This window comes from Pseudalkalibacillus sp. A8 (genome assembly GCF_045920555.1).
Classification (GTDB): Bacteria; Bacillota; Bacilli; order Bacillales; family Fictibacillaceae; genus Pseudalkalibacillus.
In genome coordinates, this window is the sequence record NZ_CP174509.1 from 2627085 (window position 1) to 2651718 (window position 24634).

Genomic DNA, 24634 nt, shown 5'->3' on the forward strand with positions numbered 1-24634 from the left:
TGATGATGAGCCTAAGCGAGATGAAAAAACCGACACCGGTTGTAGATGAGGACTCCAAGATCTTTTGGCAATCATGCAAGGATAAAAAATTGATGATACAGCAATGTGATGAATGCTATGAATATATCTTTTACCCTAGAATCATTTGCCCTTATTGTACATCGGAAAAAATCAGTTGGGTTGAAAGTCAAGGGATAGGTACAGTTTATTCCTACACTATTGTACGAAAACCGGTTAGCCCGGCGTTCACCAAGGATGTCCCATACGTTGTGGCTATGGTTGAGTTAAATGAAGGGGTACGGATGATGACACATATAATCAATGTCGATATAGAAAAAGTGCAATGTGGTATGAAGGTAAAAGTTACATTCGTCGATGAGGAAGGGTTTATTTACCCCAAATTTGAACCTCGATATGCATAGAAAGGAAGAATAACATGGGTGAGCAGCTAAAATATTTTGAGGATATCCAGATAGGTGAAAAATATGAAACCGGGGGTCGGACAATTACAGAAAGTGATATTATGACTTTTGCCGGATTGACCAGTGATTATAACCGCTTGCACATTGATGAGGAATATATGAAGGATAGTATCTTTGGTACTAGGATCGCTCATGGTGTTCTAGTTTTAGCGATGCAATCCGGTATGACCACAACAATTGTCCATCCAAGAATAGCAATTTTAGCCTTTTTAGGTATATCGGATTGGAAGTTTAAAAAACCGGTTTTTATTGGAGATACAATTCATGTTGAAATCGAAGTTGAGGATAAACGGGAAACGAGTAAAGAGGACCGTGGGATATTAGTGTGGAATAGAAAGGTTCTTAATCAAAACGATGAAATTGTACAGGAAGGCAAGCACTTAATTATGGTCTATAGAAAACAAATAGAAAAATCTTAGTTCTGATAAGAGGTGGAACATGAGCAGACATTATTTGTCCATTGGAGAAAGATTGGATCAGGTAGTTGAGGAAAACCTTGATAGCATCTGTTTATACTATCAGGACAAAGTGTATACATTTAAGTTATTTAATGAAATAGTCAATCAGTATGCCAATTTTTATTATAATCATGGTGTTCATAAAGGGGATAAAGTGGCATTACTGGTACCGAACAATGATATCTGTGCGATAAATTTAGTTGCGCTTATAAAACTAGGTGCAGTACCTGTTCCCGTTAACTATAACAAAATTAGTGAGGGTTTGAAGTATATTCTAAATCATTGTGATGCGAAACATCTACTTTTAGATGTTACGTTTAAAGAAAACTTTGCTGAAATTGCACGAAACCTTGAGAAGCTTACAAGTGTATTCACGATCAACTTTTCTGGGAAAGAGACAATCCATAATTCACAGCAGCAAACGTTCATTTCGGTCGAAAAGGCATTACCACATCAATCTGTTACTTTGGAATTCAGATACCCTCAAATTGATCCGCTGGATACTATGGAGATTATTTATACATCTGGTACAACCGGTCCACCAAAAGGGGTTATATGGACCCATAATAAATTTGATAATACACCAGCCAAAACAATTGGTTTTACCAAAGCTGATACAATGTATATCTGTTTACCATTATTTCATGGGTTAGCCCAAACGATGTTCTTCATGTGTCTTCTTGAAGGAGCGTCTTGCGTTCTAAGTCAAAAATTTTCTGCAAGTCGTTTTTGGGAGGATATCCAAAAATACGATGCAAATTGGTTTTGTTATATCGGGGCAATGATCTCCATTTTATTGAAAAAGCAGGAATCCTCTTTCGATAAAGACAATGCCGTTCAATATTGCTACGGGTGTGGAGCACCAAAAGATCCGAAGGTATGGATGGAGTTTGAAAAGCGATTTAACCTTCAAATTATCGAATATTATGGCGCTACTGAAGGCGGGACAGTGACCACAGGTACAAAACCTGGTTCTGTTGGGAAGGTAAAGACGAATTATGAAGTGAAAATCCTCAACGAAAAGGGCAATGAATGTACCAAAAACGCAATTGGTGAGCTATTATATCGAACAAAGGATCCTGAAGACTTCTTTAAAGGCTATTATAAAAATCCAGAAGCTACAAAAGAAAAAATTCAAGATGGATGGTTAAAAAGCGGGGACTTCGTGTATCAAGATGAGGAAGGTTATCTTTATTTTGAAGGCAGGAAAGTCGAATCAATAAGGAGAAAGGGTGAAAATATTTCACCATGGGAAGTTGAAAGTATTATTAATGGACACGAAGCCATCAAAGAGAGTGCAGCAGTTCCTGTTCCTTCTGAAGTAGGAGAAGACGAGGTAAAACTTTGTATTGTATTCAAACGAGGAAAAAAACTCAGTTACACCGAAATCATCACCTATTGTGTAGAGAATATGGCTCATTATCTTGTTCCCCGGTATATCGAATTATATGATGAGCTGCCTAAAACTCCGACTCAAAAAATCGAAAGATCTAAGCTGAAGTTGAGAGGGATCACCCAAAAAACATGGGATCGGGAAAATTCGATTTATAAGGAGTATGAGAAAAGGTAGTGTACGAAAATCAAAGATTTTAAAATCTAAGTCTCTTATCCAAATTTAAGGATAAGAGACTTTAGCATTTACTAATGTTCATCCCTATTTATTGTTATTTTATCATTTGGATACAATCCATTCATTTTTTTAGAGGCTTCGAATGTTTTTTAGATACACCTAATGTTTTTATTTCTTTTCTACTTATATAATCAAAATCATAAACCATGGAGGGAAGAAAATGCCAAATAAAATTGCCATTGTTACAGGAGCTACAAGTGGTATTGGTAAGGAAGTGACAAACCGGCTATCCGATAAAGGTTTTGATGTAATAGCAACTGGCCGAAATCAAGAGAAATTGCAGGAATTATATGCTAAGAATAAGCATGTTTTTTGTTTTGTATTAGATGTCACAGATAAGGATAATATTAAGCACTTTTATCATACGATAAAAGCGGACTTTAAAAGAGTTGATGTTCTTATCAATAATGCAGGGGTCATGTATCTATCAAAAGTGGAAGCAGGTGAAAAAGACGGCTGGGAGGAAATGATAAATGTAAATTTAAGAGGTTTAATTTATAATACCTATCAATTCATTGACTGGATAAAAGAATTTAATGAAGGTCATATCATCAATATCGCCTCATTAGCCGGGCTAAGAGTTTTACCTGAAAGAGTCGTCTACAGCGCCACAAAAAGCGCTGTGCGATCATTCTCTGAAGGGATACGACAAGAAATATCCGAATGGAATGTTAGGGTAACAACGATAAGTCCTGGGGTCGTCCAAACCAACATACTAAAACATGTTACTGAGAAATCAATCCAGGAAAAAATTAATCAAAGAAAGTTTAAGCCGTTATCACCAATAGACATAGCCAATGCTGTTATCTATGCAATACAACAACCAGATCATGTAAATGTGAGTGAAATTGTTATTCGTCCCGTTGGGCAAAAATATTGAATGGAAGAATTCATAAAGATGGGAAAGTTCGTTTAAACCCTAAAAATATAGGAGAAGGGATACCTTGTAAATTTAATTCATTTTATTTCTTTGTTATGTATCTCAATACGAAAAAAATGACATGTATAATAATTTGGAAGGAGCTAGTCTCCTTCCATTCTTTTTGCTTTTCCAATCTTTTTGGGTTGTGAGCTTTTGTTTTTTGTTTAGAGAGGCATCTATCAAACTATATAATAAATTCCTCAAATACTGGCGTCCTTAGTAACCCCTTTTTGGTCAATTTCGGAATTTCACCTTCGCACGGATGGCGGGGTCCAGGTAAACCCTTTGTTGATCCTCATGGGTAATCAGTGATTTGGAAACTTGATAAAAAGCCTTACGCTCATCGGGTGAAACTCCATATTCAATTACACCGACTGGTTTCATTCGATGGTCTTCTTCAATCGATGCAAGCCAGCCGGTTTGATCTTTTTTATAACCTGTTATAAAGACATCCGTGTACTGCCAATTGATAATCTTTAACCATTGGTTGGACCGGATCGGTTGGTAGACACTGTTTTTATATTTAGCGACCATTCCTTCAAGGTTCGCTTTTTTTATTGCTTCAAAGTAGGATACGCCGTCTCCCTCAATAAACCTGATTTTGGAAAAGGTTTGGTTATCCTTTATTACTTCATCCAGAATAACTTTTCGTTCTATTAAGGGGAGCTTTCGAAGTTCCTCGCCCTTATAAAATAAGATATCAAATACTACGAAGTTAGCTGGTTGGGCTATCGCTCTTTGTGTGATTTTCTGTTTGTTTTTTGTTAGGAAGCGTTCCATGACACCTTCAAAATCTATTTGTTTTGTTAGAGGATTGAAGCAAACGACCTCTCCGTCTAGGACGATATCTTCCTTAAATGGGACATTCCATAATTCAGGGAATCGGTCTGTCACAATGTTATTGTGACGTGTATATAAAGTAGGCGTTTCGTTGATTAGACTAAAGATACCTCTAAAACCATCCAGTTTCATTTCATAGATGAAATCCGAATCATTAAAAGCTTTTTTTCTTGTTTGTAGAAGCATTGGATTAATAAACATGATGTCTCACCTAGGCTATATTTTAGCAAAGGTTCCATAAATGTTGTTAGGAGAATGATGTTGGTAATTTTAGGGGGTTTTAAAATAAATCCTGATTATTTTTACTTAATCATAGATTCTAATTCCTTCTATGTATTCGTACCCACTTAAAAAGTTTTTCTTCCTTTCCTTTTAACGAAGATGAAAACATCTTGCATGTGGAATACATGGTAACCTGCCCACAATACTCACAATTTTCATATGCATGGGCTATGTAATGGATTTCCCAGCTTTTCTCTTTCCTAATCTAGAATAAACAAGGGGTGTTATTAACAACACAAATAAAAGATAAATGATAAGGTTTCCCGCTAAAATTACGCTCCACACGTAACGAGTCCCAATTGAATTTTGAAAACTGCATTTTAATTCACCTCACCGTTTTGTATAGTACATTTCAATCATAAGAACAAATGTTCGTAATATGCAAACGAAAACTGGATTAAAACAGGTTTTTTATTGTTAAATTGAATTTTAAGTTATTCCAGAAAAGGGCGTTTTAATGGAATAATGGATAATAAGAAATAGATTGAGTATGTGGGGCAAAAAAGATGGAATTTGAAATTAAAATGATTTTAGAAGGAACCGATGATTTAATTAACGGGGATTTGCAAGATTTATTTTTGGAGTACGAAGTAAAATAGGTAAGTTCCCTTTTAAGATTATCTTGAAATCGAGTCTTCCGTTAAACCAGCTAATAGTTTGTCAACATTTTTCAATGAAAACTTATAATACTTCATGTTACACTAGAAATGCGCATGCCAAATAACCTTCCATAACTAATGATTGGAAGGTTTTGTCATATTTAGATGGAAATCTTAATTAGGCTATATCTTGGAAAGTGGTTCTGTTTTTTAATATGGCATAAATCCAATGTAAGAGCTTATTTACACAAGCAATAACGGCTACTTTATAAAGTTTGCCTTCCTCACGCTTCTTATCGTAAAACGCTCTTAATCTTTTGTTTCTAGGGATGATTTCATCCGTTGTTTTCTGTTTACGACAGTCACGAATACCAGATCGAACTGCCATATATAAGGCGTGCCGCAACCTACTTGATCCACGTTTTGTAATCCGAACGAGAGTAGCTTTAAATTTTCCTGATTCAAACACTTCTGGATCAACTCCAGCGAATGCGACAAGCTTTTTTGGGTGATTAAACCGATCTATCTCACCAATTTCAGAAATGATCGTGGCAGCGATTTTTTCTCCGATACCAGGGATAGATTGGATTATCTTATATTCTTCAATTTCCTTTGCGAGAGTATCTATCTCAGCTTCCAAATCTGATAGATGCTCTTTGTATTGAAGAAGCATATTAATATACATACTAAGACTCAGTAAATGACTCTGATATAGTGTCTTTTGAAACGGATTCCGTGCTGCTGCTTCCTTAAGTTTTTGAGCTTTCTCTTCTGACCATTTCTTTGAACGACTTTTACAGAATTCCTTGATTTTATTTGCCAGCGTATCTTCGCTGACGGCTAAAATATCTACTGATGCTGGGAATTCTTTTAAAATAAGCAAAGACACAACCGAATATAAGTCACCAAAAACCCCTCTGTATTCAGGAAAGATTTGATCTAGTACTGCTTGAAATTGCAGCTTGTTTTGAACATATATTCCTGTCATATTCTCATGTTGCCTTGTAAGATTACGAAGGTTTAAGAGTTGAATACCACGTTTTTTATATGGCTCTAAATCCTCTTTGTAGTAAAGCTCACAAAGGCGATAGGCATCAATGGCATCGGTTTTAACTTTTCGTAAACTAGCACTTTTGGCTCTGTGAGAGATCAAAGGATTAACGATAATTAATAAATAGCGATGTTCATCTAGAAACTGAACAACTGGCGCATGGTAATGTCCAGTAGCTTCTAAAACAACCGAAGGTTGAATACCAGTTTTATCTTTTATACCATCCAGAAACTCAAGTAATGATCCTAGCCCATCAAGATCATGCTTGATACTAAAACTTTTACCGTAAGGTTTCCCCTTATCTAAAAAAGCCTGAACTTCACTTTCTCCTTTTGATACATCCAGACCAACGACTGGATTCATTCTCAATCTCCTCCTCAAATTGAACTTGCCAGTAACCCCTAATTCCTCCTAGTAGTATCATAGCTTCGCTTGTTATACGAGATCTAGGTCCCAACCAGCCTTAAACATGTTTCTACCAGTAGGGGGTGAACGGTTTAACAGACGGGATCTAAGTCCCACGGGCGCTTACGTTCTACCCTGGCTACTGTTATAATAAGACCATATAAAAAATGGTCAACCAGAAATATTTTCTGGCTGACCTTATAATACGAAGGGCGCTTTTGTTGAACAAGGTATTTTTCAACTAACCGCAGCAGGTTGAATATGATGCGATCAATAGTATATGCGAGCAGCCTAAATTCTTAGCAGTTGGAGACTATTTTTCTGAGGTAAGTCATTGTAAGATGAGAAAGGAGTGTGTGCCAATGTTTGCCGTCCTGAATTCCATACGGTTCGAAATACAACTGTAATCAGGGGGCGCTTATTAATGAACCTGCCCCCGTTTGTAAGAAATGGAGGAAAACAGTGTCGAGTATCAGTTCTCTTTTCTGTGGGCAATTGGTTCGCTTGTGTGCTTGCCGTCCCGAAGATTCTAAGACGTTGGCGTTATGGAGTGAAGATCCGGAATATCTAAGGAACTTAGATACCGACTTCGCTATGCCAAGATCGGTTGAATCATTCGAGAAATCGAGCGAGAAAACTTCAAATAGCATGGAATTTCGTTTGCGGACGCTCGAAAATGACATTCTTATTGGATTTGTTGCTTTGTTCAGTATCGAATGGAATAATCAATGTGGAAAAATGGCAATTGGTATTGGAGATCCAAACTTTCGGGACAAAGGCTACGGAACCGATGCGTTGCGGTTGATTTTAAGGTATGGGTTCTACGAACTGAATTTACATCGAATCGGACTAGATGTCATTAGTTACAACAAAAGAGCAATCCATGCTTACCAGAAAGTTGGATTCCAAGTAGAAGGTACGATGCGGGAGTCAGTGCTGCGGGACGGTCAGAAGTATGACCGCATCCTGATGAGTATCCTACGAAACGAATACCAGCAGCAGTAAAGATGAACCAAGGAGCCTGGCAATTGAGCTCCTTGGTTTCAATCTTAAGGTATTCTCTTTTTGAACAACAATTTTATATAAAGATACTAATGAAAACAGTATAATTATTAAAACAAAACGTATTAATCAATTTAGATACATGTTTCAACTACGGTTGCCTATCCTGATATTCCATAATCGGGCCAGATCGTATTATGAGGTCAACCAGTTATTTTCTGGTTGGCCATTTTTCATGGTTTAATATGAGTAGCCGGAGGAGAACGAACGGGCCAGTGGGACTTGAATGATCCCGTCCACAAAACTGTTCCCCTCTACTTGTAGAAACATGTGTGAGGCTGGTTGGGACGTTTCTGAACGATCTCGTATAACAAGCGAAGATATGAAACTACAAGGGGATAGAGGCACCGGCGAAATGGGAGAATTGGAGTGGTTCGAGAATGGATCCAGTCATCGGTCTGGATGTAGCGAAAGAAGAAAGCCAGATTCAGGCGTATTTACAAAGAAAGAAGCCTTATAAAAAGAGCTTTAAATTTAAGCATAATACGGATGGGTTTATGCAATTCCACGCTTTTTACAAAGAAGTAGAAAGAGAAGGACGTCAATCACCTACGGTGATTTTAGAATCGACAGGGCATTATCATGAACCTGTGACACAGTACTTTGATAAGCATGATATCGTGTATTATCTCGTGAATCCCATTGTATCTCATGGGGCAAAGCAAACGGGGATGAGAAAGGTCAAAACAGATGCTTTGGATGCGGCTCATTTATGTGAGTTGTACTATAAAGAAGATTTAGAACCTTATCAGAGAAAAAGTGTTCAAACCTTAAACCTACGTCATCTAACAAGACAACATGATGCGTTAACGGACTCTTATGTCCAAGTGAAATTAAAGTTTCAAACCGTATTAGACCAGCTATTTCCTGAGTACAAAAAGGTGTTTGGACATATCTATTCAAGGGTTTCGTTGACGCTCCTTTTGGATTTTCCTACACCAGAAAAGGTTTTGGCTGAGGATAGCGTGACATTAGGAGAACGTATTAAAACGCACTGTCATACGAGGTCTTATGCGTGGGCAATGACGAAGGCTGAACAGTTGAAAGAGGCAGCCAGGCAGGATCCATTTCAACGGACGCTCTACCAAAGCCAAATCATCAGTTTACAGATGTACATTCATCTTCTGTTGGAATACCAAAAGCATCTATCTGTATTAAAGGAAGAGATAGATGCCCAGGCTCAAGAATTGTATGAATATGATTTAATACGATCAATCCCAGGAATCGGGGACAAGATTGCGGCAACAATCCTGTCTGAAGTTGGGGAAATCGATCGCTTTCATCACCCAAAGAAGTTAGTTGCTTTTTCAGGGATTGACCCCAGAGTTCATGAATCAGGAAAATTTAAAGCAACCCAAAACCGAATGACCAAGCGTGGTTCAAGTAAGTTGCGTCAGGATTTGTATAGCGCTGTGCAATGCGGTTTACGCAAGTCTCGCAACCCAAAACTCATCGCTTATTACCAAAGGAAACGAGAAGAGGGGAAACCCCACAAGGTCGTTATGGGAGCCTGCATGAACAAACTCATCCATTGGTTATATTATATGCTTAAACGTAAAGAAACCTTTGTATAAGGTTAACACATAAACATATTTCCATAACCTTCCATTAGCATTAGGGAGGTTATTTGGTATGTCATTTTTTATTGTATCATGTTTATAAAAAGAATTTCACCTTAGCTATTGACCTCTTATTAGCTGGTATTGTTGAAGATCGGCATGAAAAAAAGCAATCTGGAAGAAACGGAAAAAAGTAGCAGATGGTATAGTAAAGATAAAAATAAAGGAGGTAGTCTGTTTGGAAATGACAAGGGGAGAATTCAAAGGTGGAAATAACATTGCTCTAAAGATTCCTAAATTCAAATACAGCGAGACGGTGCATTTTTATAAGGAAGTGATAAAGCTACCATATTTAGGCTTCATGTCTGAATCACATGCCTTTCAGTTTGGTGACGCCACACTGTGGTTGGATTGTATGGAAAATTATTCTCAACAAGATGTATGGCTGGAGATTCAGACAGACAATGTGAAGATAGCAGCAGAGTATTTACATAAGAATCACATTAATAGAAGAGACGAAGTGGAGGTACACGAGAACTCAGAGGGTTACTGGATTTCGGATCCCTGTGGAACGATCCTCAGAGTTAATCCACGAAAATAGGAATTAAATAAACCCAGCATGCAAGTTATTCCTGAAACAGGCGCGATTCTGAAGTGATATGCTCCCCTTAAAGTAGACAATGGTAAAATTAAAACAACCATCGTTGCTTGAGGGGAGCATTTTGTATGTCCAAAAGGTCTAAAAATAGTTTAGAAGATAAATTAGAAATCGTTATGAAAGTAAATTCTGGAGATGAATCCGTTCTGACTCTATCGAAAAAGTTAGGACTCTCCACTTCAGACATATATAAATGGGTCCATTTTTATAATAAATATGGTGTTGATGGATTGATGCCAAGAAAGAAGAACACACGATATTCTTTAGAAACACAAATTACAGCTGTTAATGAGTATTTAAATGGAGAAGGATCATACGATGAAATTGTTATAAAATATAATATTTCCTCTCGTTCCGTATTAATGCGGTGGGTTGAAGCCTATAAAAATGGTAGATTAAAAGTTAGAGCTCGCTCTTCTTCGCAGAAGAAACATAGAAAACAAAACACAAAAAGGTTTAATTTAGAGGAAAAGATTGAAATTGTACGATATTACCATGAATACAATAACGACTATCATCTGACTGCCGATAAGTTTGGGGCTAGTTACCAACAGGTTTATTCATGGGTGAAAAAATTTGATGAAGGTGGTATTGATGCACTCGAAGATAAAAGAGGGCAAAAAAAGGGAAAACCTCTCACAGAAGAAGAAAAGCTTAAGCAAAGAATAAAAGAACAAGAGATTAAAATGCGAAGACTGGAAGCTGAGAATGCCTTTTTAAAAAAGTTAGAAGAGCTCGAAGGCAAGGAAGAAATCAAGTGAAATACCGTACTATACGAGACTTATCACGTACATTCCCTGTTGTTTTACTATGTGAAATTGCAGGCGTTTCTAAAGCAGGATTTTATAAGTGGCTTAAAAGAGATGTTCCGGAAAGAGAAAAAGAAAACGAATATCTCATCTCCTTAATGAAACGAGAACATGAGAAACGGCAAGGAATTTATGGCTATAGGAGAATGACGATCTTCTTGAATAGAACGATAAAGAAAGCAATAAACAAAAAACGAGTCTTGCGACTCATGAAAATAGCACAAATCAAAAGCGTTATTCGAAGAAAGAAAGTCCATCGAAAATATAAACCTGAACAAATACATGAAAACGTATTAGATCGTGATTTTAAAACAACCAAGCTTAACGAAAAGTGGGTTACAGATGTGACGGAAATGATCTATGGTAATGGTCAAAAAGCCTATTTAAGTGCCATTTTAGATCTACACGAAAACATGATCATTCATTACGAAGTAGGAAAAAGCAACAATAACCAGCTAGTCTTTAAGACGATTCAGGGTGCCATTTTAAAAGAGAACCCTATTGGGACGATGATTCATAGTGATCGTGGGTTTCAATATACCTCTAAAATATTCGGGAAAATGATTCGTGAAGCTGGTATGATTCAAAGCATGTCTAGAGTGGGACGCTGTTTAGATAATGCCTGTATTGAAGGTTTCTTTGGAGCATTAAAATCGGAAAAATATCACCTTAATCGTTATGAAACATTTACAGAACTTAAAGAAGACATTGATGATTATATGTATTTTTACAATCATGAAAGGTTTCAGGAGAATTTAAACAACCTTACACCGATGGAATATCGAAGTAAGGCTGCTTAATATTTTTATTTATTTCGCCTGTCTACTTTACAGGGTGCAGTTCAGAAGTAGTGAATTGCGCTCTTTCTTCATGTATAGGCCATTTAATGGAGTACAGGGCAGGAATATTTTGTGGGGAAGTCGAAGTTGTTTTATCGAATAGCATCTACGGTATCGAATTTTTGAATTTGAACATGATGGCATTCACGAAATAAGGTTCGCAAATATTCCAATAGTAGAGGGTTTACGAAGTGTTGTTAACAAGATGTTATATGACATACCCGAAAACCCAATTTCACATTTTCCTATACTGTGACTTTTATTTGTTATCATGAACTGTGATAAGGTGTTTTTTGTTTGGAAGGAATTTGTAACAGAATAATTATGAAGATGATCAGATAATAAATTTTTACACATAAGGAGATAAAACTATGGCAAAAAACAAATTACTAAGAATGGACAATGTCGGCATCGTTGTAGAATCCCTTGATGACGCAATCTCTTTCTTCGAGGAGATTGGCTTGAACCTCGAAGGGCGAGCCACTGTCGAAGGTGAATGGGCTGGTCGCGTAACCGGATTGGGTTCTCAGTGCGTAGAGATTGCTATGATGGTTACCCCAGATGGCCACAGCCGACTTGAACTTTCGCGATTTCTCACCCCACCTACTATATCAGATCACCGGACTGCTCCTGTAAACGCCCTCGGTTATCTACGCGTCATGTTCACCGTTGAAGACATTGACGAAATGGTATCCAGACTCACTAAGTATGGTGCTCAGCTCGTTGGCGAAGTGGTTCAGTACGAGGACTCGTATCGGCTCTGCTACATTCGTGGAACCGAAGGACTTCTAATCGGTTTGGCGGAACAACTCGGTAACAAATAAGTAAGTGACGTTTTATAAAAAGCCTTTACTGAAATATACATTACTGAAGTAAAAATTGAAACAGAAAAGCAGTGTGAAAGTAACTCGAAGAAGTCGGGTACGTTATATAACACAGCATTCACGCAGCGGGACTCTCCGAGCCCCTTGGTCGCCAGGAGAAGAAGCAGGGTTCGTGAATGCGAAAACGTTATATGCCAATCCGTCTCGATTTTAAGAAAATTCTTATTCAATAAAAGGGCGCGATTGTTGAACATCAAAGGAAGAAAAGGATCAAATTTTTTTATTAAACCGAAACTTAAATCTCTTAGAAAAGAATCTATTTTGACCAATCTTGTTTCAAAATGGATTCTTTATGTTTAACGTAAAAGTGGGTTTGTGAGATTTTTTAATCAAACTAAATTCATTTAGGTGTCACCGAACTGCTCTAAATCAAACATGTCCTTTTCCATCCTTCCCAAGACACAACCCCTTCTAGAGAGGATATCGAAGTAACAAATCGAATGGTGGAATCAGGATGGATGGGATTGAGTTCTGGATCATCTCGTCGTCAATGCTAACGCTGGGTATACCAGCTTGAAAGAAAAAGGATATGTATAATAACTTGGAAGGAGCTAGTCTCCTTCCATTCTTTTTTATTTATCGTAAAATATGGATTTGCAAGGTATTTTTGATGCCTTAATTTATGGACAGTTTAATAAAAAGCCAGATCGCAGTGTAGCTTTGAAATAAACACATTAGATTTTTATTACCTCTAAAGGCTAGTACGCCTTAGTACACCTTTAATGATATCTAGAGCATTTCTATCCAATAATTTTAAAGGAGGTATTGGATCTCCAACGTCATATCCTTGAATTTCTAGTCCTGCTTTAATACAAGTAGCAAGATTATATTTCTGGAATATTTCGTTTGCACTCCATAATTGTTTTTGAGCCTCTAAAGCCTCCTCCCAACGGCCACAAGAAGCTAAGTTATATAAATGGACAGATTGTTCTGGGAATATACAAGCTGGACCTGCCATCCAACCTACACCTCCAAGCTGCATTACAAATACAGGAATATGTGCAGAGGCACTGAATATTTTAATTTGATCTCCAGCTTGATTAATGATGGATAATAAACGTCCTGTGTTACCAGTAGCATCCTTGAAATAACTAATATTCGGCTCTTGAGCAAGCTCAATAACAATTTCAGGAGTAAGATCGACACTACTAAATTTTGGATTGTTATATAAAACGATTGGGCATGATACAGACCTCGCGACTGTTTTAAAGAAATCAAGGATATCCCTCTTAGAAAGAGTGAAATACGTGTTTAAGATGATCACAACACCATCTACTCCGAGTTTCTCAAAATGATTAATTTGCTCAATTGCTTCTGCAGGCGTGTATGCAGTTACCCCAGGAATTACTGGTACTTTCCCCTCTGCTGCATCAACGACCGTCCGAACGATCTCAGATTTTTGATTCGACGTTAGATAATGTACCTCCCCCGTGCTCCCTAAGGGGCTAAGACCGTGAACACCTTTTGCTAATAAATCTTTTACTAGTTGGGTAAGTACTTTCTTTTTGACACTACCAGTACTTTGATCGATCGGGCTGACTAAATACGGAATTATTCCGTGAAAATTCATTGACATCCTTCTTACACTCCAATCAAATTATTATATTTACGAACAGTATCATCTGCCTTTTTAGACTGAATTGCAAAGCAACTAAATTATCATATGCTCCATGACCACTTGGGTTTTTTGGCAGGATCAAAAAACTATTACTTTTCCAAGGCTACCTTTTTTCGTTTAAAGGTCGGACCAATTAATGGTAATAAAATAAAGATTGCTGAAACGATTAATAAAACTAAGCTGATTGGTTGAGTTATGAAGATCATCCAACTTCCATCAGATAATACCATACTCTGTTGAAAGCTTTTTTCAATTAATGCACCAAGAACAACGGCTAAGACAAGGGCTGAGATTGGAATATTAATCTTGTTTAAGATATATCCAATAACACCAAATGCTATGGCAATCCAAATATCAAAGGTATTGTTTCGGTAAGCAAATACACCAGTAAAACATAGACATGATATCATGGCTGCTAATACAGGCTGAGGTAACTTCAAAATGGTTCCTGTTAAAAATCTAGCCATTACGATACCTAATGGGAAAATAAAGATATATGCTACCAAGAATCCACCCAATAATAAATAAGCAATCTGTGGATGTTCGGAAAATAAAGATGGTCCTGGTTGAAGACCATGAATCATTAAGGCACCGATAAACAAAGCAGAAACAGAGTTTCCTGGGATACCAAGTGATACTAATGGAACCATGGAACTGGCAACAACAGCATTATTTGCAGCTTCTGGAGCAGCAATCCCTTCAGGAACACCTGTTCCAAATTTACCTCTTTTATCTTTATAATGACGAGATGTTTGATCGTATGCCATATAAACGGCCATAATCATACCCGCACCTGGAAGAACCCCTATGACACTTCCGAATAAACCGGAAAAAGCTGTCGTAGGGAAAATTCGCTTAAATAACTTACGATCAGGTAAAATACGTGTTACTTTTGGTAATAGTCTTTTTTCGCCATTTTCTTTTACGTGTTTTTCTAGTATTTCAAAAACAGATGTAACCCCAAAAAGACCAATTAATAACGGGATCAAAGGAATTCCATCTAGTAAATTGTAGGAACCAAATGTAAACCGAACTGTACCTGTTTGTGGACTCATACCAATGACAGCAATCAGTAATCCGAGGATCACCGCGATTGAACTTTTAATAACGTTTCCTTTCGCCATTCCAACAACAGTACTTAATCCTAATAGAGTAAGAGCAGTGTATTCAACTGGACCAAATTTAAGAGCCTGTGCAGCTAAGACTGGTGCTAATGTTATTAGAATGATACCACTAATGAGTCCTCCAATTGTGGAAGCTACAGTGGAAATTCCAAGCGCTTTTCCTGGCTCTCCTCTTTTCGCCATTTCATAACCATCAAATGTGGTAACGATAGATGATGCAGTTCCAGGTATTTTTAATAAAATGGCTGGAAAGGAACCTCCAAAACATGTTGCACAGTATATTCCAACTAGAAGCATCATTCCTATTTGTGGATCCATTCCAAATGTTATTGGAATGAGGATCGCGATTGTAATATTATCATTCAACCCGGGTAAAGTACCAACTACAAGACCGATAGCAACACCAGCAAAAAGCGCAAATAAGTTCCCAAAAGTAAATATTTCGGACATTCCAATCGTTAATGCTTCCATTTTCTCCCCTCCTATATATCCATATTGCTTTATTGACAAACATAAAAAAAGCACGTATTATATTCAATTAATAAAAGAGACCTTCTGGTAGTGGAACATTTAGTGCTATTTTAAAAATAGCAAAAATTGCTACGACAATAATAACTCCTATTAAAACACCGAATGTTTTTTTTCTGTACCCAATGAGAAATAATATAGATAGAAATAGGAAAAGGGTGGATAATAAGTAACCTAAATAGGATAGAATAACGCTATAGATTAGCATCGCGATAATCCCTAAAAAGATGTATTGAATATTAGTATATTTAATCGACCCTGCATCTTGTTTCTTCTTTTTAAAGGAAGAGAATAATAGGAGGATAGATAGAATACCTAAAACAATCGATAGAAGAATAGGAAATTCTCCTGCATTAGTTGGCATTTTTAGTGATTTGGCATAAACAAAAACACTTAGAATGAGGAGAAATACAGATAATATTAGATCATTTTTCCAAGTAACCATAAGAACCTCCTTATAATGAGAATAGGGTAAAGTTATTTGATCTATTCTATTAATAAAATCAATGTATATCTTTAATTAATAGCTACTACTTACCCCCCATTCAAAGGTTGTAAGAAATAAACAGAAAACACACATATGTCCATCCCAATATGGGAACTGTCTACAATTGTAGAACTGCTGTTTGTTTGGGAAAACCTAGTTGTCATATCGTAATATGATGAACATATGTGTTTTATTAAATTTACATATTAGCTATCTCTTAGTGAAATTATTCTGCCTGTAATAACGGTAATGCTTTTTGAATGAAATCATATTCGTTACTAATCGTTTCCTGGAATTTTGCAGAATCACTGTAAGTTACTATATATCCAGCTGTAGCCATTTCTTTTACAAAACCTTCATCAGTAAGAATATTTTTATAGATTTCATCTAGAGCCTTTACAACATCTTCCGGAGTGTCTTTAGGAACAGCGATACCACGGAATGGTCCATAGACCATGTCGATTCCAACTTCTTTAAATGTCGGAACATCTGGCAGTGCTTCGCTTCTTTCTTCACCCATGACTCCTAGGATTCTTACAGAACCATCTTTATACTGGTTTTGAACCTCACCATAAGTCATCATCGCAACATCAACGTGATCACCTAAGATCTGTTGTAATTGCTCAGCTCCACCACCAGTGTGTACATATTTAAAGTTTAAACCTTGCTCATCTGCAAGAATTACTGCTGCTGTATGATGGGAAGTGGAGTGACCAGGCGTTACCATATCTAATGTTTCAGTTTTAGCACCTTCAATAAAGTCTTCTAATGTTTCAAATTTAGAATCGCTCTTGACAACTACGACTTCTGGGTCAAACATATACTGTGCAATTGGTGTAAAAGATTCATGTGTATAAGATGTCTCAGTTGTTAGTGGGTTACTTACAACAGAAGAAGTAAATCCAGTGATTGTGTATCCATCAGGGGCAGCATTTGCACCATATGTTTGTCCAACAACACCGCCACCGCCATCTTTATTCTCAATGATCATTTCATGTCCATTAATATAATCAGGCGCATATTTAGCAATTAGACGGTTTGTTACATCGACAGCTCCACCTGGAGAGAATGGAACAACAACTTTAAGGTCTTTCGTTGGGAATTCTACTACTTCGCTTTCTCCTGAAGCTGAATCAGATGAAGTTGAGTTACTTCCACAACCTGCTAAAATAAGAAGAATCGTTAGTAAAGAAACTAAAAATAAATATAACCTTTTCATAAAATTGCCTCCCTTTAAAATTAAATTGAATTGATTGCGCTTTCAGAGTTTATTCTTAAAAGTTGGTCCTCTATTGAGAATAAGGCTGGATTCCCACCTGTGTGTAGAAAGAGTACGCTATGATTTTCAGTGAAATATTTTTTTCTAACTAAATCAATTAAACCCGCCATCGCTTTACCAGTATAGTTTTGATCTACAAAAATGCTTTCTGTACTACTTAAAAGTTTAATTGCTTCAATTCCACTTTCAGAAGGGATTGCATAGCCTGGTCCAATATAGTCATCAAAAACAACAATTTCTTCGCGATCAATAGAAATATTTAAGTTGAAATGATTAACTACTAATTCAATTTGTTCCATTACGAGATCTTTTATTTCTTCAGCACCTCTAGAAACACTAATTCCGATGGGTTTGATACCAGTATTAAATAGTTTGCTTCCAATAAGGAGAGATCCCAATGTACTGGTTGAGCCAGTAGGGGTCACAATATAATCAATGTTTAATTGTTGATTAATTACTTGTTCATAGATTTCCAGAGTAGCAAGCAGATAGCCTAAAGTACCTTGAATAGATCTACCACCTCTTGGCACAACATAGCATTTTTTTCCTTTCTTCTCATAATACTCCCTGATTTCTTCAACTTTTTCATTTCCCTTCAGACGAGATTGCATCGCCCTTTCCACTTTCGGTAAGTTTGGGTCTCCATACACAAAGTGGAGTTCCGTACCTAATAAATAGTCAAGTAATAAATTTCCTTTATATTCGTCAGGCTCCATATCCGTTAAGACAATGACAGGCTTTAATCCAAGTTTCACAGCAGCCGCTGCGGTTAAGCGGCCGTGGTTTGTTTGGGCTCCACCTGAGGTAATAATGATTTCGGCCCCTTGTTGAATTGCATCGGCTAAAATAAACTCCAATTTGCGAACTTTATTACCGCCAAAGGCAAGACCAGTTTCATCATCTCTTTTGATATACAATTGAGGACCATTTAATTTTTCTGTTAGTTTATTCATTTCTTCTAGTTTCGTTGGTAAATTAGCCAACTTAACTCTAGGGATTTCTTTCCAATCAATGGTCACATTTAACACCTCATTTTTTTCAATTTGCAATTCCTTCAATTTCGACCAATGCCCCTTTTGGTAAAGCATTAATTCCTACGACAGCTCGAGCTGGTGGAGGACCATCAAGAACACCTGCATATACTTCATTAATGGCTTGGAAGTTTGCCATATCTGTACAATAAATGGTTACTTTTAATAGATTAGAATAATCCATTCCTTCACTATTCAGAATCGCTTTTAAATTTTCTAGGCATTGCTGAGTTTGTTCAACTACACCACCTTCTACAAGTTCATTCGTTTCGGGATCTATCGGAATTTGTCCCGAAATAAATAGTAGATCATTTTTACTTCTTATTTTGTGACTGTAGGGTCCAATAGCTGCTGGAATTTTATTTGATAACATATGTATGTCCTCCAAACGATTATCTAGACTTAATCAGTGGATTACTTAGTTTTGAATCTTTCACTTTATCTAAATAGTTATAGATAGTGTATTTCGATGTGCCAAATTTTTCTGCGATAATCTCAACCGCGCCTTTTACAAGGAATAATCCTCTTTCATTTAGTTCTCTAATAATATCAATTTTTTGTTCGCGACTGATTTTGTCAAAGTTAGCGTTTCTATCCTCGATGACTTCTTCTAAAATACTATTAACTACATCGTGGATAGTGTTATTGAATTTTTCATAGTTATGGGTTGTCTCTTCTTTTTCTTCTGGACTCAAAAAAAGCTCTGTAAGAGTTTTAATAGTCGAAGAAAAACCTTCAATTAAAAAATTGATGCAAAAGCAGCCAACAATAAAATTGTTATCATCTTTAATAATTGTAGTAGAAGATTTTAATTCCTTCCCATCCATCGTCGTAGTTTTGTATACATTAGATTCCTCACCGGGATTTTTTAATAGTTTTAATACATAGTTGGTTGTGGGGGCATACAGTTCCCGATCAGTAACATTCCCGATAATGGCAACAACTGATTGGTGTGGTTGTGTTAGATCATGAATTACAACTTCCAAATTAGAACCAAATTGTTTTACAAGTGTGATAGCTATTGGTATATAAGGCTTTAACCTAGGGCTAATATTTTCCGATACTTTTAAAATCTGAATCACCTCCTCCTAAATTTTGAAAACTATTTTAATTATTTTTTAAGTTATCACAATTTTCTAAACTAGTCTACAAATTTTTTTGAGACAATTAAAAATTTTTTGAAAATTTGATTGACTTTACTTTTTTGGATACTTATAATTCGAACTAGACAAAATCAAATCAAAAATATAGGAGGAAATATACATGGCATCAGCAGTATATGATTCTATTTTATTCAAACATCTATTTAGTACTGAAAAAATGAGGGAAATATTTTCAGAAAAAAATTTAGTTCAAAAATGGTTAGATGTAGAGGCAGCTCTTGCAAGAGCTGAAGCAAAGCTTGGAATAATTCCTCAAGAGGCTTCTGATGAAATTAATAGTAAAGCAAAAGTTGAATTAATGGATTTAGAGGAAATGGGTAAAGAAATCAAGGGCATTAGCCACCCAATTGTACCTTTAGTTCGTCAACTTACTAATCGTTGCGAAAACGGTCTTGGTCAATATGTTCACTGGGGTGCGACAACCCAAGATATTATGGATTCTGCAAATGTTCTTCAAATCCGAGAAGTTGTTGAAGTTGTTGAAGAAGATATTAAAGAAATCCAAGTAGCATTAGTCGAGTTAATTAAGAAGCATCGTAATACAGTGATGCCTGGTAGAACACATGGTCAACACGGCTTACCAATTACGTTTGGATATAAAGCAGCTGTTTGGTTAGAAGAAATGAACCGCAATGCTGAACGCTTAGAAGAAATAAAAGATAGATTATTTACTGGCCAATTTTCAGGGGCTGTTGGAACTTTTGCTTCTATTAAAGAAAAAGGCTTAGAATTACAAGAAGAAATTATGAAAGAATTGAAATTGAACAATCCACTTGTTTCATGGCATGCTTCAAGAGATACATTTACAGAGTTTGCTAGTTTCCTAGCAATTTTAACTCATACCCTTGCAAAAATTGCTAATGAGGTTGTACATCTTCAAAAGACAGAATTTGGTGAGTTAGAAGAACCATTCTCTAAAGGTAAGGTTGGAAGTAGTACAATGCCACATAAGAGAAATCCTTCTAAAACTCAAAATATCGTGACAATTTCCCGTACAATCCGTCAAAATGTTCCTGTTTTCCTTGAAGGGATGATCCATCAACATGAAAGAGATATGATTTCTTGGCAAACTGAATGGGAAACCCTTCCAGAAGTATGTATGTTAGCTGGATCTGCTCTTTCTTCTTCTATTGATGTATTAAGAGGATTAATTGTTAATGAAGATCGAATGAAACAGAACCTAGACCTAACAAACGGATTAATTATGTCAGAGTCTATCATGATCAGTCTTGGCGAAACACTTGGTAGACAAGTTGCACATGACTTAGTCTATGATGCATGTATGGAAGCTTTCGAACAAAATCGTCCACTTCAGGAACTATTAAGTGAAAAAGAAGAGATCAAACAAAACCTAAGTGAAGAAGCAGTACAGAAATTATTCGATTATGCATCTTATGTTGGATATTCTGTAGATTATGCTGATCGTGTTGTAGCAAAAACTGAAGAACTATTAAGTGCAGCCGCATGCTAAGTAAATGAAGTGAGGGTGACTCAACAGAGTGTCTGAATCCACAAAGCGATATACTGATTGACGGAGTATGTAGTTGTGAGTTCAGATCGCTTAAGGAGTTACCCTTTTTTTTAAAAAGAGCTTTTGAATGTAAACGGATAAATATATTTCTGAAAAAGTAAATAAATGCGATAGGAGAGTAACGTATATGTATATGGATCATATATGTCAGTTTATAGAAGAAACAAATTTTGATAATATTCCTGATAAAGCAAAGGAAGTGATTAAAAAGGCGTTTATCGATACCTTTGGGGTTACTGTCGCAGCCGATGGGGATGAAAACTCAGAGGTTGTGAAAAACATGCTTCCTGATTTATTTCAACAAGAAACATATCCTTCCTCACTCTATACAGCCTTTAAAAGTAGTCCGGTTGCTTTATCATTTCTCATTGGTACAATGTCCCACGTTTTGGATTACGATGATGTTAACTTTACTTTTCACGGACATCCATCTGTCGCTCTAATTCCAATTATTTTAGGGTTAGCTAAAGAGAAACAACTAAATGGAAAAGACATGATCGAAGCTTATGCGATTGGATTTGAGGTTCAAGGACGTATTGGGGAAGCGATTGGCCCTTCACAATACAAAAACGGATGGCATACAACATCAACAATCGGCATCTACGGCGCTATAGCAGCTGCAGCTAAAATTTTAAAATTAAATAGCCAACAAATTAAGTATGCTTTTGGGGTAGCTAGTTCATTATCAAGTGGTACTCGTAAAAACTTTGGTACGATGACTAAACCGATCCATACAGGATTTACTGCTATGCACGCTTATATGGCTACAAAGCTAGCAGCTAGTAATTTTACTGCTACAGACGATATTTTTAGTAATCCAATGGGAATCGATAGCATTATGAGCAGTAAAAAAGAAGATTTCTCTTCGATTCTCAAATTAGGAAAAGTTTGGGAATTGGTAGAGTTCGGCATTATAATTAAAAAGTATCCTTGTTGTGCATTTACGCACCGTTCTATTGATGCGGTGATCGAACTAGCAGATGAAAATAATTTGGATATAAGTGAAATCGAAAAAATTCATACAGATGTTCACTATAAAGTTCCTCCTGTTTTAATTTACCCAAATCCAAAAACCGGACTTGAGGCAAAATTTAGTATGCAATTTTGTCTGGCGGCAGGAATTACGATCAAAAATTTAAACTTAGGCACTTTTTCAGTGGATAATATACAAAATCCTCAAGTGCAAGAATTAAGTTCTAAAGTAGAAATGAGTATTCACCCTAAGCAGGTTGAAGGAACAGGAACTGATGAAAGATTCTCTGAAGTTCAGATCTTCACCAAGGATAAGGTATATAATAAAAAAGTAGAATATCCTATTGGACATCCAAATCGACCATTATCAGAGAAAGAACTGTACCAAAAGTTTTCCGATTGTACTTCCACGATGGTAAAAGAGGACCAGGAGCAGCTCTACCAATTATTATTAAACCTTGAAAGTACTGATTGGAGTCAAGTTGAGAGTATATTTCTTTCAAAATAATTTAATCGAAACCATATGTCCTAAAGGAGGAGTTCCCTTTGAACTATAGAATTGAAAAAGATACTCTTGGAGAAATGAAAGTACCTGCAGATAAGCTATGGGGGGCACAAACACAACGTAGTATTGAAAATTTTCCAATTGGTAAGGAAAAAATGCCCCTTGAATTAATATATGCATTTGCACATCTAAAAAAGGCGGCAGCGGTCACGAACGAAAATCTTAAAAAGTTTGATAGTAAAAAAGCTACGCCTATCATAAAAGTATGCGATGAGATCCTCCAAGGTAATTGGGATGATCAATTTCCATTAGTTGTTTGGCAGACGGGTAGCGGTACACAATCGAATATGAATGTAAATGAAGTGATTGCTAGACGCGGGTCTGAAATATCGGATGAGGAGAAGTTGATTCACCCTAATGATGATGTCAATATGTCGCAAAGTTCAAATGACACATTCCCAACTGCCATGCATATTGCGGCATACACAGCGATAGAAGAAAAGTTATTACCATCATTAAAGGCTTTTCTTGAGACTCTAATAGAAAAAGAGCAAAAATTTATGCCAATTATAAAAATTGGCAGGACTCATCTTCAAGACGCAACGCCGTTGACACTCGGGCAAGAAATTTCAGGTTGGCGGACCATGATACAAAGAAGTATTGAAATGATTGAAAAATCAAAGGAACATTTATTAAATTTAGCTATTGGAGGAACAGCAGTTGGTACAGGGATCAATGCTGATCCAGCTTTTGGGGAATTAGTATCTGAGCAATTAAGAAAACAAACGGGCTTTCCATTCCAATCATCCGACAATAAGTTTCATGCGTTAACAAGTCATGATGAATTAGTCTTTTTCCATGGTGCTCTTAAAGCTCTTGCAGCTGATGTTATGAAAATTGCAAATGATGTTCGTTGGCTTGCAAGTGGCCCTCGAAGTGGATTAGGGGAAATTACGATTCCTGCTAATGAACCAGGAAGTTCAATAATGCCAGGAAAAGTAAACCCGACCCAATCTGAAGCAATTACGATGATTGCCGCTCAAGTCTTCGGTAATGATGTAACGGTCAGTTTTGCAGCAAGTCAAGGGAACTTTGAACTAAATGTTTTCAAACCGGTTATCATTTATAACGTTCTGCAATCAATCCAGCTATTAGCAGACGGTGTCGATTCCTTTAACAAACGTTGTATTGAAGGAATAGAAGCCAATGAAGAAGTCATTAACAATTTAATGGAACGCTCTCTAATGCTTGTAACTGCTTTGAACCCTCATATCGGGTATACAAAAGCGGCTGAAATTGCCAAGCTTGCCCATCAAGAAGGATCCTCTCTCAAGGAAGCGGCTTTAAAAACAGGCTATTTGACAGAAGAGGAATATGATCAGTGGGTCGACCCAGCAAAAATGATCGGATGAGAGGTGATTCCTATGACACAATATGTGGTTTTCACTTCTCATTATACAGTCGTGTAACTAGTTATGCTAAATGTTTTTGCATAGAATTTTATTTGTACGTTCATTTTTCATGAACTTGTCCAGGTAAATCTCAGTTGTTCTTATACTTTCATGATCCAGTGTCCTTTGGATGTCATAAATCGATAATCCTTGTTGAGGGGAGTACAAGTTAAAAAAGTGACGAAAGAAGTGAGGTGTAATATTGTCTTCGCTGTGCTGCAGGCTTTCCTTTATTTGTGGTCAATAGGTAGCTTTGATCCGAGGGATTCAACTTCGTGCTCATTCCCTTACGTTCCCGTAACTTAATCAATAGATGAAAAGCTTTATGAAAAATCACAACTTCACATGGTTTATCGTTCTTCCCGATGACCATCAACCAATAGCGTTCAGTATAAGAATCGTCTAACTTCCACTATCGCCCATATCTCCACTCCTAATGATGTAAATATTCGCTTTTAAATTCAA

24 protein-coding genes are annotated in these 24634 nt (G+C 36.6%); 14 read left to right on the forward strand and 10 right to left on the reverse strand.

Annotated elements, in window-relative coordinates; all coding sequences use genetic code 11:
• The first annotated feature begins 5 nt into the window (after nucleotides 1–5).
• The 4 genes from ACJROX_RS13640 (at nucleotide 6) to ACJROX_RS13655 (ending at nucleotide 3450) form a co-directional block, all read left to right on the forward strand.
• Nucleotides 6–422, forward strand: a complete 417-nt coding sequence (locus tag ACJROX_RS13640; protein WP_408011257.1) for a Zn-ribbon domain-containing OB-fold protein — start codon at nucleotides 6–8, stop codon at nucleotides 420–422.
• A 14-nt stretch (nucleotides 423–436) separates the two neighbouring features.
• A complete protein-coding gene (locus tag ACJROX_RS13645; protein WP_408011258.1) occupies nucleotides 437–901 on the forward strand; it encodes a MaoC/PaaZ C-terminal domain-containing protein in 465 nt (154 codons plus the stop codon).
• Between the two features lie 19 nt (nucleotides 902–920).
• Entirely contained in the window at nucleotides 921–2510 is a 1590-nt protein-coding gene (locus tag ACJROX_RS13650; protein WP_408011259.1) for an AMP-binding protein, read from the forward strand.
• A 220-nt stretch (nucleotides 2511–2730) separates the two neighbouring features.
• On the forward strand, nucleotides 2731–3450 hold the full coding sequence (locus ACJROX_RS13655; protein ID WP_408011260.1) for an SDR family oxidoreductase: 720 nt from the start codon (nucleotides 2731–2733) through the stop codon (nucleotides 3448–3450).
• A gap of 276 nt (nucleotides 3451–3726) precedes the next feature.
• Here the strand turns inward: ACJROX_RS13655 and ACJROX_RS13660 are convergent, their stop codons facing one another.
• The gene (locus tag ACJROX_RS13660) at nucleotides 3727–4533 is read right to left on the reverse strand and encodes an ATP-dependent DNA ligase (RefSeq protein ID WP_408011261.1); all 807 of its coding nucleotides are present in this window, start codon (nucleotides 4531–4533) and stop codon (nucleotides 3727–3729) included.
• Between the two features lie 858 nt (nucleotides 4534–5391).
• Nucleotides 5392–6627 (reverse strand): IS110 family transposase, encoded by a 1236-nt coding sequence (locus tag ACJROX_RS13665; protein WP_408008343.1) that lies wholly within the window; start codon nucleotides 6625–6627, stop codon nucleotides 5392–5394.
• Nucleotides 6628–7131: 504 nt separating this feature from the next.
• Here ACJROX_RS13665 and ACJROX_RS13670 point away from each other — a divergent pair.
• From ACJROX_RS13670 to ACJROX_RS13700, 7 genes are all read left to right on the forward strand, one after another.
• Nucleotides 7132–7674 carry a GNAT family N-acetyltransferase gene (locus ACJROX_RS13670; protein ID WP_408011262.1) on the forward strand — a complete coding sequence of 181 codons (543 nt, stop codon included), beginning with the start codon at nucleotides 7132–7134 and terminating at the stop codon, nucleotides 7672–7674.
• 437 nt (nucleotides 7675–8111) lie between these two features.
• Nucleotides 8112–9305: an IS110 family transposase gene (locus tag ACJROX_RS13675; protein WP_408011263.1), complete on the forward strand. Its 1194-nt coding sequence runs from the start codon at nucleotides 8112–8114 to the stop codon at nucleotides 9303–9305.
• 229 nt (nucleotides 9306–9534) lie between these two features.
• The gene (locus tag ACJROX_RS13680) at nucleotides 9535–9891 is read left to right on the forward strand and encodes a hypothetical protein (RefSeq protein WP_225068300.1); all 357 of its coding nucleotides are present in this window, start codon (nucleotides 9535–9537) and stop codon (nucleotides 9889–9891) included.
• A gap of 125 nt (nucleotides 9892–10016) precedes the next feature.
• Nucleotides 10017–10709 (forward strand): helix-turn-helix domain-containing protein, encoded by a 693-nt coding sequence (locus tag ACJROX_RS13685; protein WP_408011264.1) that lies wholly within the window; start codon nucleotides 10017–10019, stop codon nucleotides 10707–10709.
• Nucleotides 10706–11557: an IS3 family transposase gene (locus ACJROX_RS13690; RefSeq protein ID WP_408011265.1), complete on the forward strand. Its 852-nt coding sequence runs from the start codon at nucleotides 10706–10708 to the stop codon at nucleotides 11555–11557. The genes ACJROX_RS13685 and ACJROX_RS13690 overlap by 4 nt, the downstream gene beginning before the upstream one ends.
• A 410-nt stretch (nucleotides 11558–11967) precedes the next feature.
• A complete protein-coding gene (locus ACJROX_RS13695; RefSeq protein ID WP_026965279.1) occupies nucleotides 11968–12420 on the forward strand; it encodes a VOC family protein in 453 nt (150 codons plus the stop codon).
• Nucleotides 12421–12848: 428 nt separating this feature from the next.
• On the forward strand, nucleotides 12849–12977 hold the full coding sequence (locus ACJROX_RS13700; protein ID WP_408011660.1) for a JAB domain-containing protein: 129 nt from the start codon (nucleotides 12849–12851) through the stop codon (nucleotides 12975–12977).
• A 194-nt stretch (nucleotides 12978–13171) separates the two neighbouring features.
• Here ACJROX_RS13700 and ACJROX_RS13705 read toward each other — a convergent pair whose 3' ends face one another.
• The 7 genes from ACJROX_RS13705 to ACJROX_RS13735 all read right to left on the reverse strand — a co-directional run bounded on the left by ACJROX_RS13705 (nucleotide 13172) and on the right by ACJROX_RS13735 (nucleotide 19629).
• Nucleotides 13172–14056, reverse strand: coding sequence for a dihydrodipicolinate synthase family protein (locus tag ACJROX_RS13705; RefSeq protein WP_408011266.1), 885 nt, complete (start codon nucleotides 14054–14056; stop codon nucleotides 13172–13174).
• Nucleotides 14057–14187: 131 nt separating this feature from the next.
• Nucleotides 14188–15693, reverse strand: coding sequence for a tripartite tricarboxylate transporter permease (locus ACJROX_RS13710; protein ID WP_408011267.1), 1506 nt, complete (start codon nucleotides 15691–15693; stop codon nucleotides 14188–14190).
• A gap of 67 nt (nucleotides 15694–15760) precedes the next feature.
• A complete protein-coding gene (locus ACJROX_RS13715) occupies nucleotides 15761–16195 on the reverse strand; it encodes a tripartite tricarboxylate transporter TctB family protein (protein ID WP_408011268.1) in 435 nt (144 codons plus the stop codon).
• Nucleotides 16196–16463: 268 nt separating this feature from the next.
• The gene (locus ACJROX_RS13720; RefSeq protein ID WP_408011269.1) at nucleotides 16464–17456 is read right to left on the reverse strand and encodes a tripartite tricarboxylate transporter substrate binding protein; all 993 of its coding nucleotides are present in this window, start codon (nucleotides 17454–17456) and stop codon (nucleotides 16464–16466) included.
• A gap of 20 nt (nucleotides 17457–17476) precedes the next feature.
• Nucleotides 17477–18574, reverse strand: a complete 1098-nt coding sequence (locus ACJROX_RS13725) for a D-cysteine desulfhydrase family protein (RefSeq protein ID WP_408011270.1) — start codon at nucleotides 18572–18574, stop codon at nucleotides 17477–17479.
• On the reverse strand, nucleotides 18555–18920 hold the full coding sequence (locus tag ACJROX_RS13730; protein WP_408011271.1) for a Rid family detoxifying hydrolase: 366 nt from the start codon (nucleotides 18918–18920) through the stop codon (nucleotides 18555–18557). Before ACJROX_RS13730 ends, ACJROX_RS13725 begins: the two co-directional genes overlap by 20 nt.
• Nucleotides 18921–18939: 19 nt before the next feature.
• On the reverse strand, nucleotides 18940–19629 hold the full coding sequence (locus ACJROX_RS13735) for a transcriptional regulator (RefSeq protein ID WP_408011272.1): 690 nt from the start codon (nucleotides 19627–19629) through the stop codon (nucleotides 18940–18942).
• A 181-nt stretch (nucleotides 19630–19810) separates the two neighbouring features.
• Here ACJROX_RS13735 and purB point away from each other — a divergent pair, with 181 nt between their 5' ends.
• The 3 genes from purB (at nucleotide 19811) to fumC (ending at nucleotide 24130) form a co-directional block, all read left to right on the forward strand.
• Nucleotides 19811–21181 (forward strand): adenylosuccinate lyase, encoded by a 1371-nt coding sequence (gene purB / locus ACJROX_RS13740; protein ID WP_408011273.1) that lies wholly within the window; start codon nucleotides 19811–19813, stop codon nucleotides 21179–21181.
• Between the two features lie 187 nt (nucleotides 21182–21368).
• A complete protein-coding gene (locus tag ACJROX_RS13745; protein ID WP_408011274.1) occupies nucleotides 21369–22721 on the forward strand; it encodes an MmgE/PrpD family protein in 1353 nt (450 codons plus the stop codon).
• Nucleotides 22722–22759: 38 nt separating this feature from the next.
• Nucleotides 22760–24130, forward strand: coding sequence for a class II fumarate hydratase (fumC, locus tag ACJROX_RS13750; protein WP_408011275.1), 1371 nt, complete (start codon nucleotides 22760–22762; stop codon nucleotides 24128–24130).
• Between the two features lie 66 nt (nucleotides 24131–24196).
• Here fumC and ACJROX_RS13755 read toward each other — a convergent pair whose 3' ends face one another.
• The gene (locus ACJROX_RS13755) at nucleotides 24197–24403 is read right to left on the reverse strand and encodes a tyrosine-type recombinase/integrase (RefSeq protein ID WP_408011661.1); all 207 of its coding nucleotides are present in this window, start codon (nucleotides 24401–24403) and stop codon (nucleotides 24197–24199) included.
• Between the last annotated feature and the right edge of the window lie 231 nt (nucleotides 24404–24634).

Excerpts from the sequence above, each read along its gene's own strand:
- ACJROX_RS13640 (WP_408011257.1), top strand. The coding sequence starts at position 6 with ATGAGCCTAAGCGAGATGAAAAAACCGACACCGGTTGTAGATGAGGAC.
- ACJROX_RS13645 (WP_408011258.1), top strand. The coding sequence starts at position 437 with ATGGGTGAGCAGCTAAAATATTTTGAGGATATCCAGATAGGTGAAAAA.
- ACJROX_RS13650 (WP_408011259.1), top strand. The coding sequence starts at position 921 with ATGAGCAGACATTATTTGTCCATTGGAGAAAGATTGGATCAGGTAGTT.
- ACJROX_RS13655 (WP_408011260.1), top strand. The coding sequence starts at position 2,731 with ATGCCAAATAAAATTGCCATTGTTACAGGAGCTACAAGTGGTATTGGT.
- ACJROX_RS13660 (WP_408011261.1), bottom strand. The coding sequence starts at position 4,533 with ATGTTTATTAATCCAATGCTTCTACAAACAAGAAAAAAAGCTTTTAAT.
- ACJROX_RS13665 (WP_408008343.1), bottom strand. The coding sequence starts at position 6,627 with ATGAATCCAGTCGTTGGTCTGGATGTATCAAAAGGAGAAAGTGAAGTT.
- ACJROX_RS13675 (WP_408011263.1), top strand. The coding sequence starts at position 8,112 with ATGGATCCAGTCATCGGTCTGGATGTAGCGAAAGAAGAAAGCCAGATT.
- ACJROX_RS13680 (WP_225068300.1), top strand. The coding sequence starts at position 9,535 with ATGACAAGGGGAGAATTCAAAGGTGGAAATAACATTGCTCTAAAGATT.
- ACJROX_RS13685 (WP_408011264.1), top strand. The coding sequence starts at position 10,017 with ATGTCCAAAAGGTCTAAAAATAGTTTAGAAGATAAATTAGAAATCGTT.
- ACJROX_RS13695 (WP_026965279.1), top strand. The coding sequence starts at position 11,968 with ATGGCAAAAAACAAATTACTAAGAATGGACAATGTCGGCATCGTTGTA.
- ACJROX_RS13705 (WP_408011266.1), bottom strand. The coding sequence starts at position 14,056 with ATGTCAATGAATTTTCACGGAATAATTCCGTATTTAGTCAGCCCGATC.
- ACJROX_RS13710 (WP_408011267.1), bottom strand. The coding sequence starts at position 15,693 with ATGGAAGCATTAACGATTGGAATGTCCGAAATATTTACTTTTGGGAAC.
- ACJROX_RS13715 (WP_408011268.1), bottom strand. The coding sequence starts at position 16,195 with ATGGTTACTTGGAAAAATGATCTAATATTATCTGTATTTCTCCTCATT.
- ACJROX_RS13720 (WP_408011269.1), bottom strand. The coding sequence starts at position 17,456 with ATGAAAAGGTTATATTTATTTTTAGTTTCTTTACTAACGATTCTTCTT.
- ACJROX_RS13730 (WP_408011271.1), bottom strand. The coding sequence starts at position 18,920 with ATGTTATCAAATAAAATTCCAGCAGCTATTGGACCCTACAGTCACAAA.
- purB (WP_408011273.1), top strand. The coding sequence starts at position 19,811 with ATGGCATCAGCAGTATATGATTCTATTTTATTCAAACATCTATTTAGT.
- ACJROX_RS13745 (WP_408011274.1), top strand. The coding sequence starts at position 21,369 with ATGTATATGGATCATATATGTCAGTTTATAGAAGAAACAAATTTTGAT.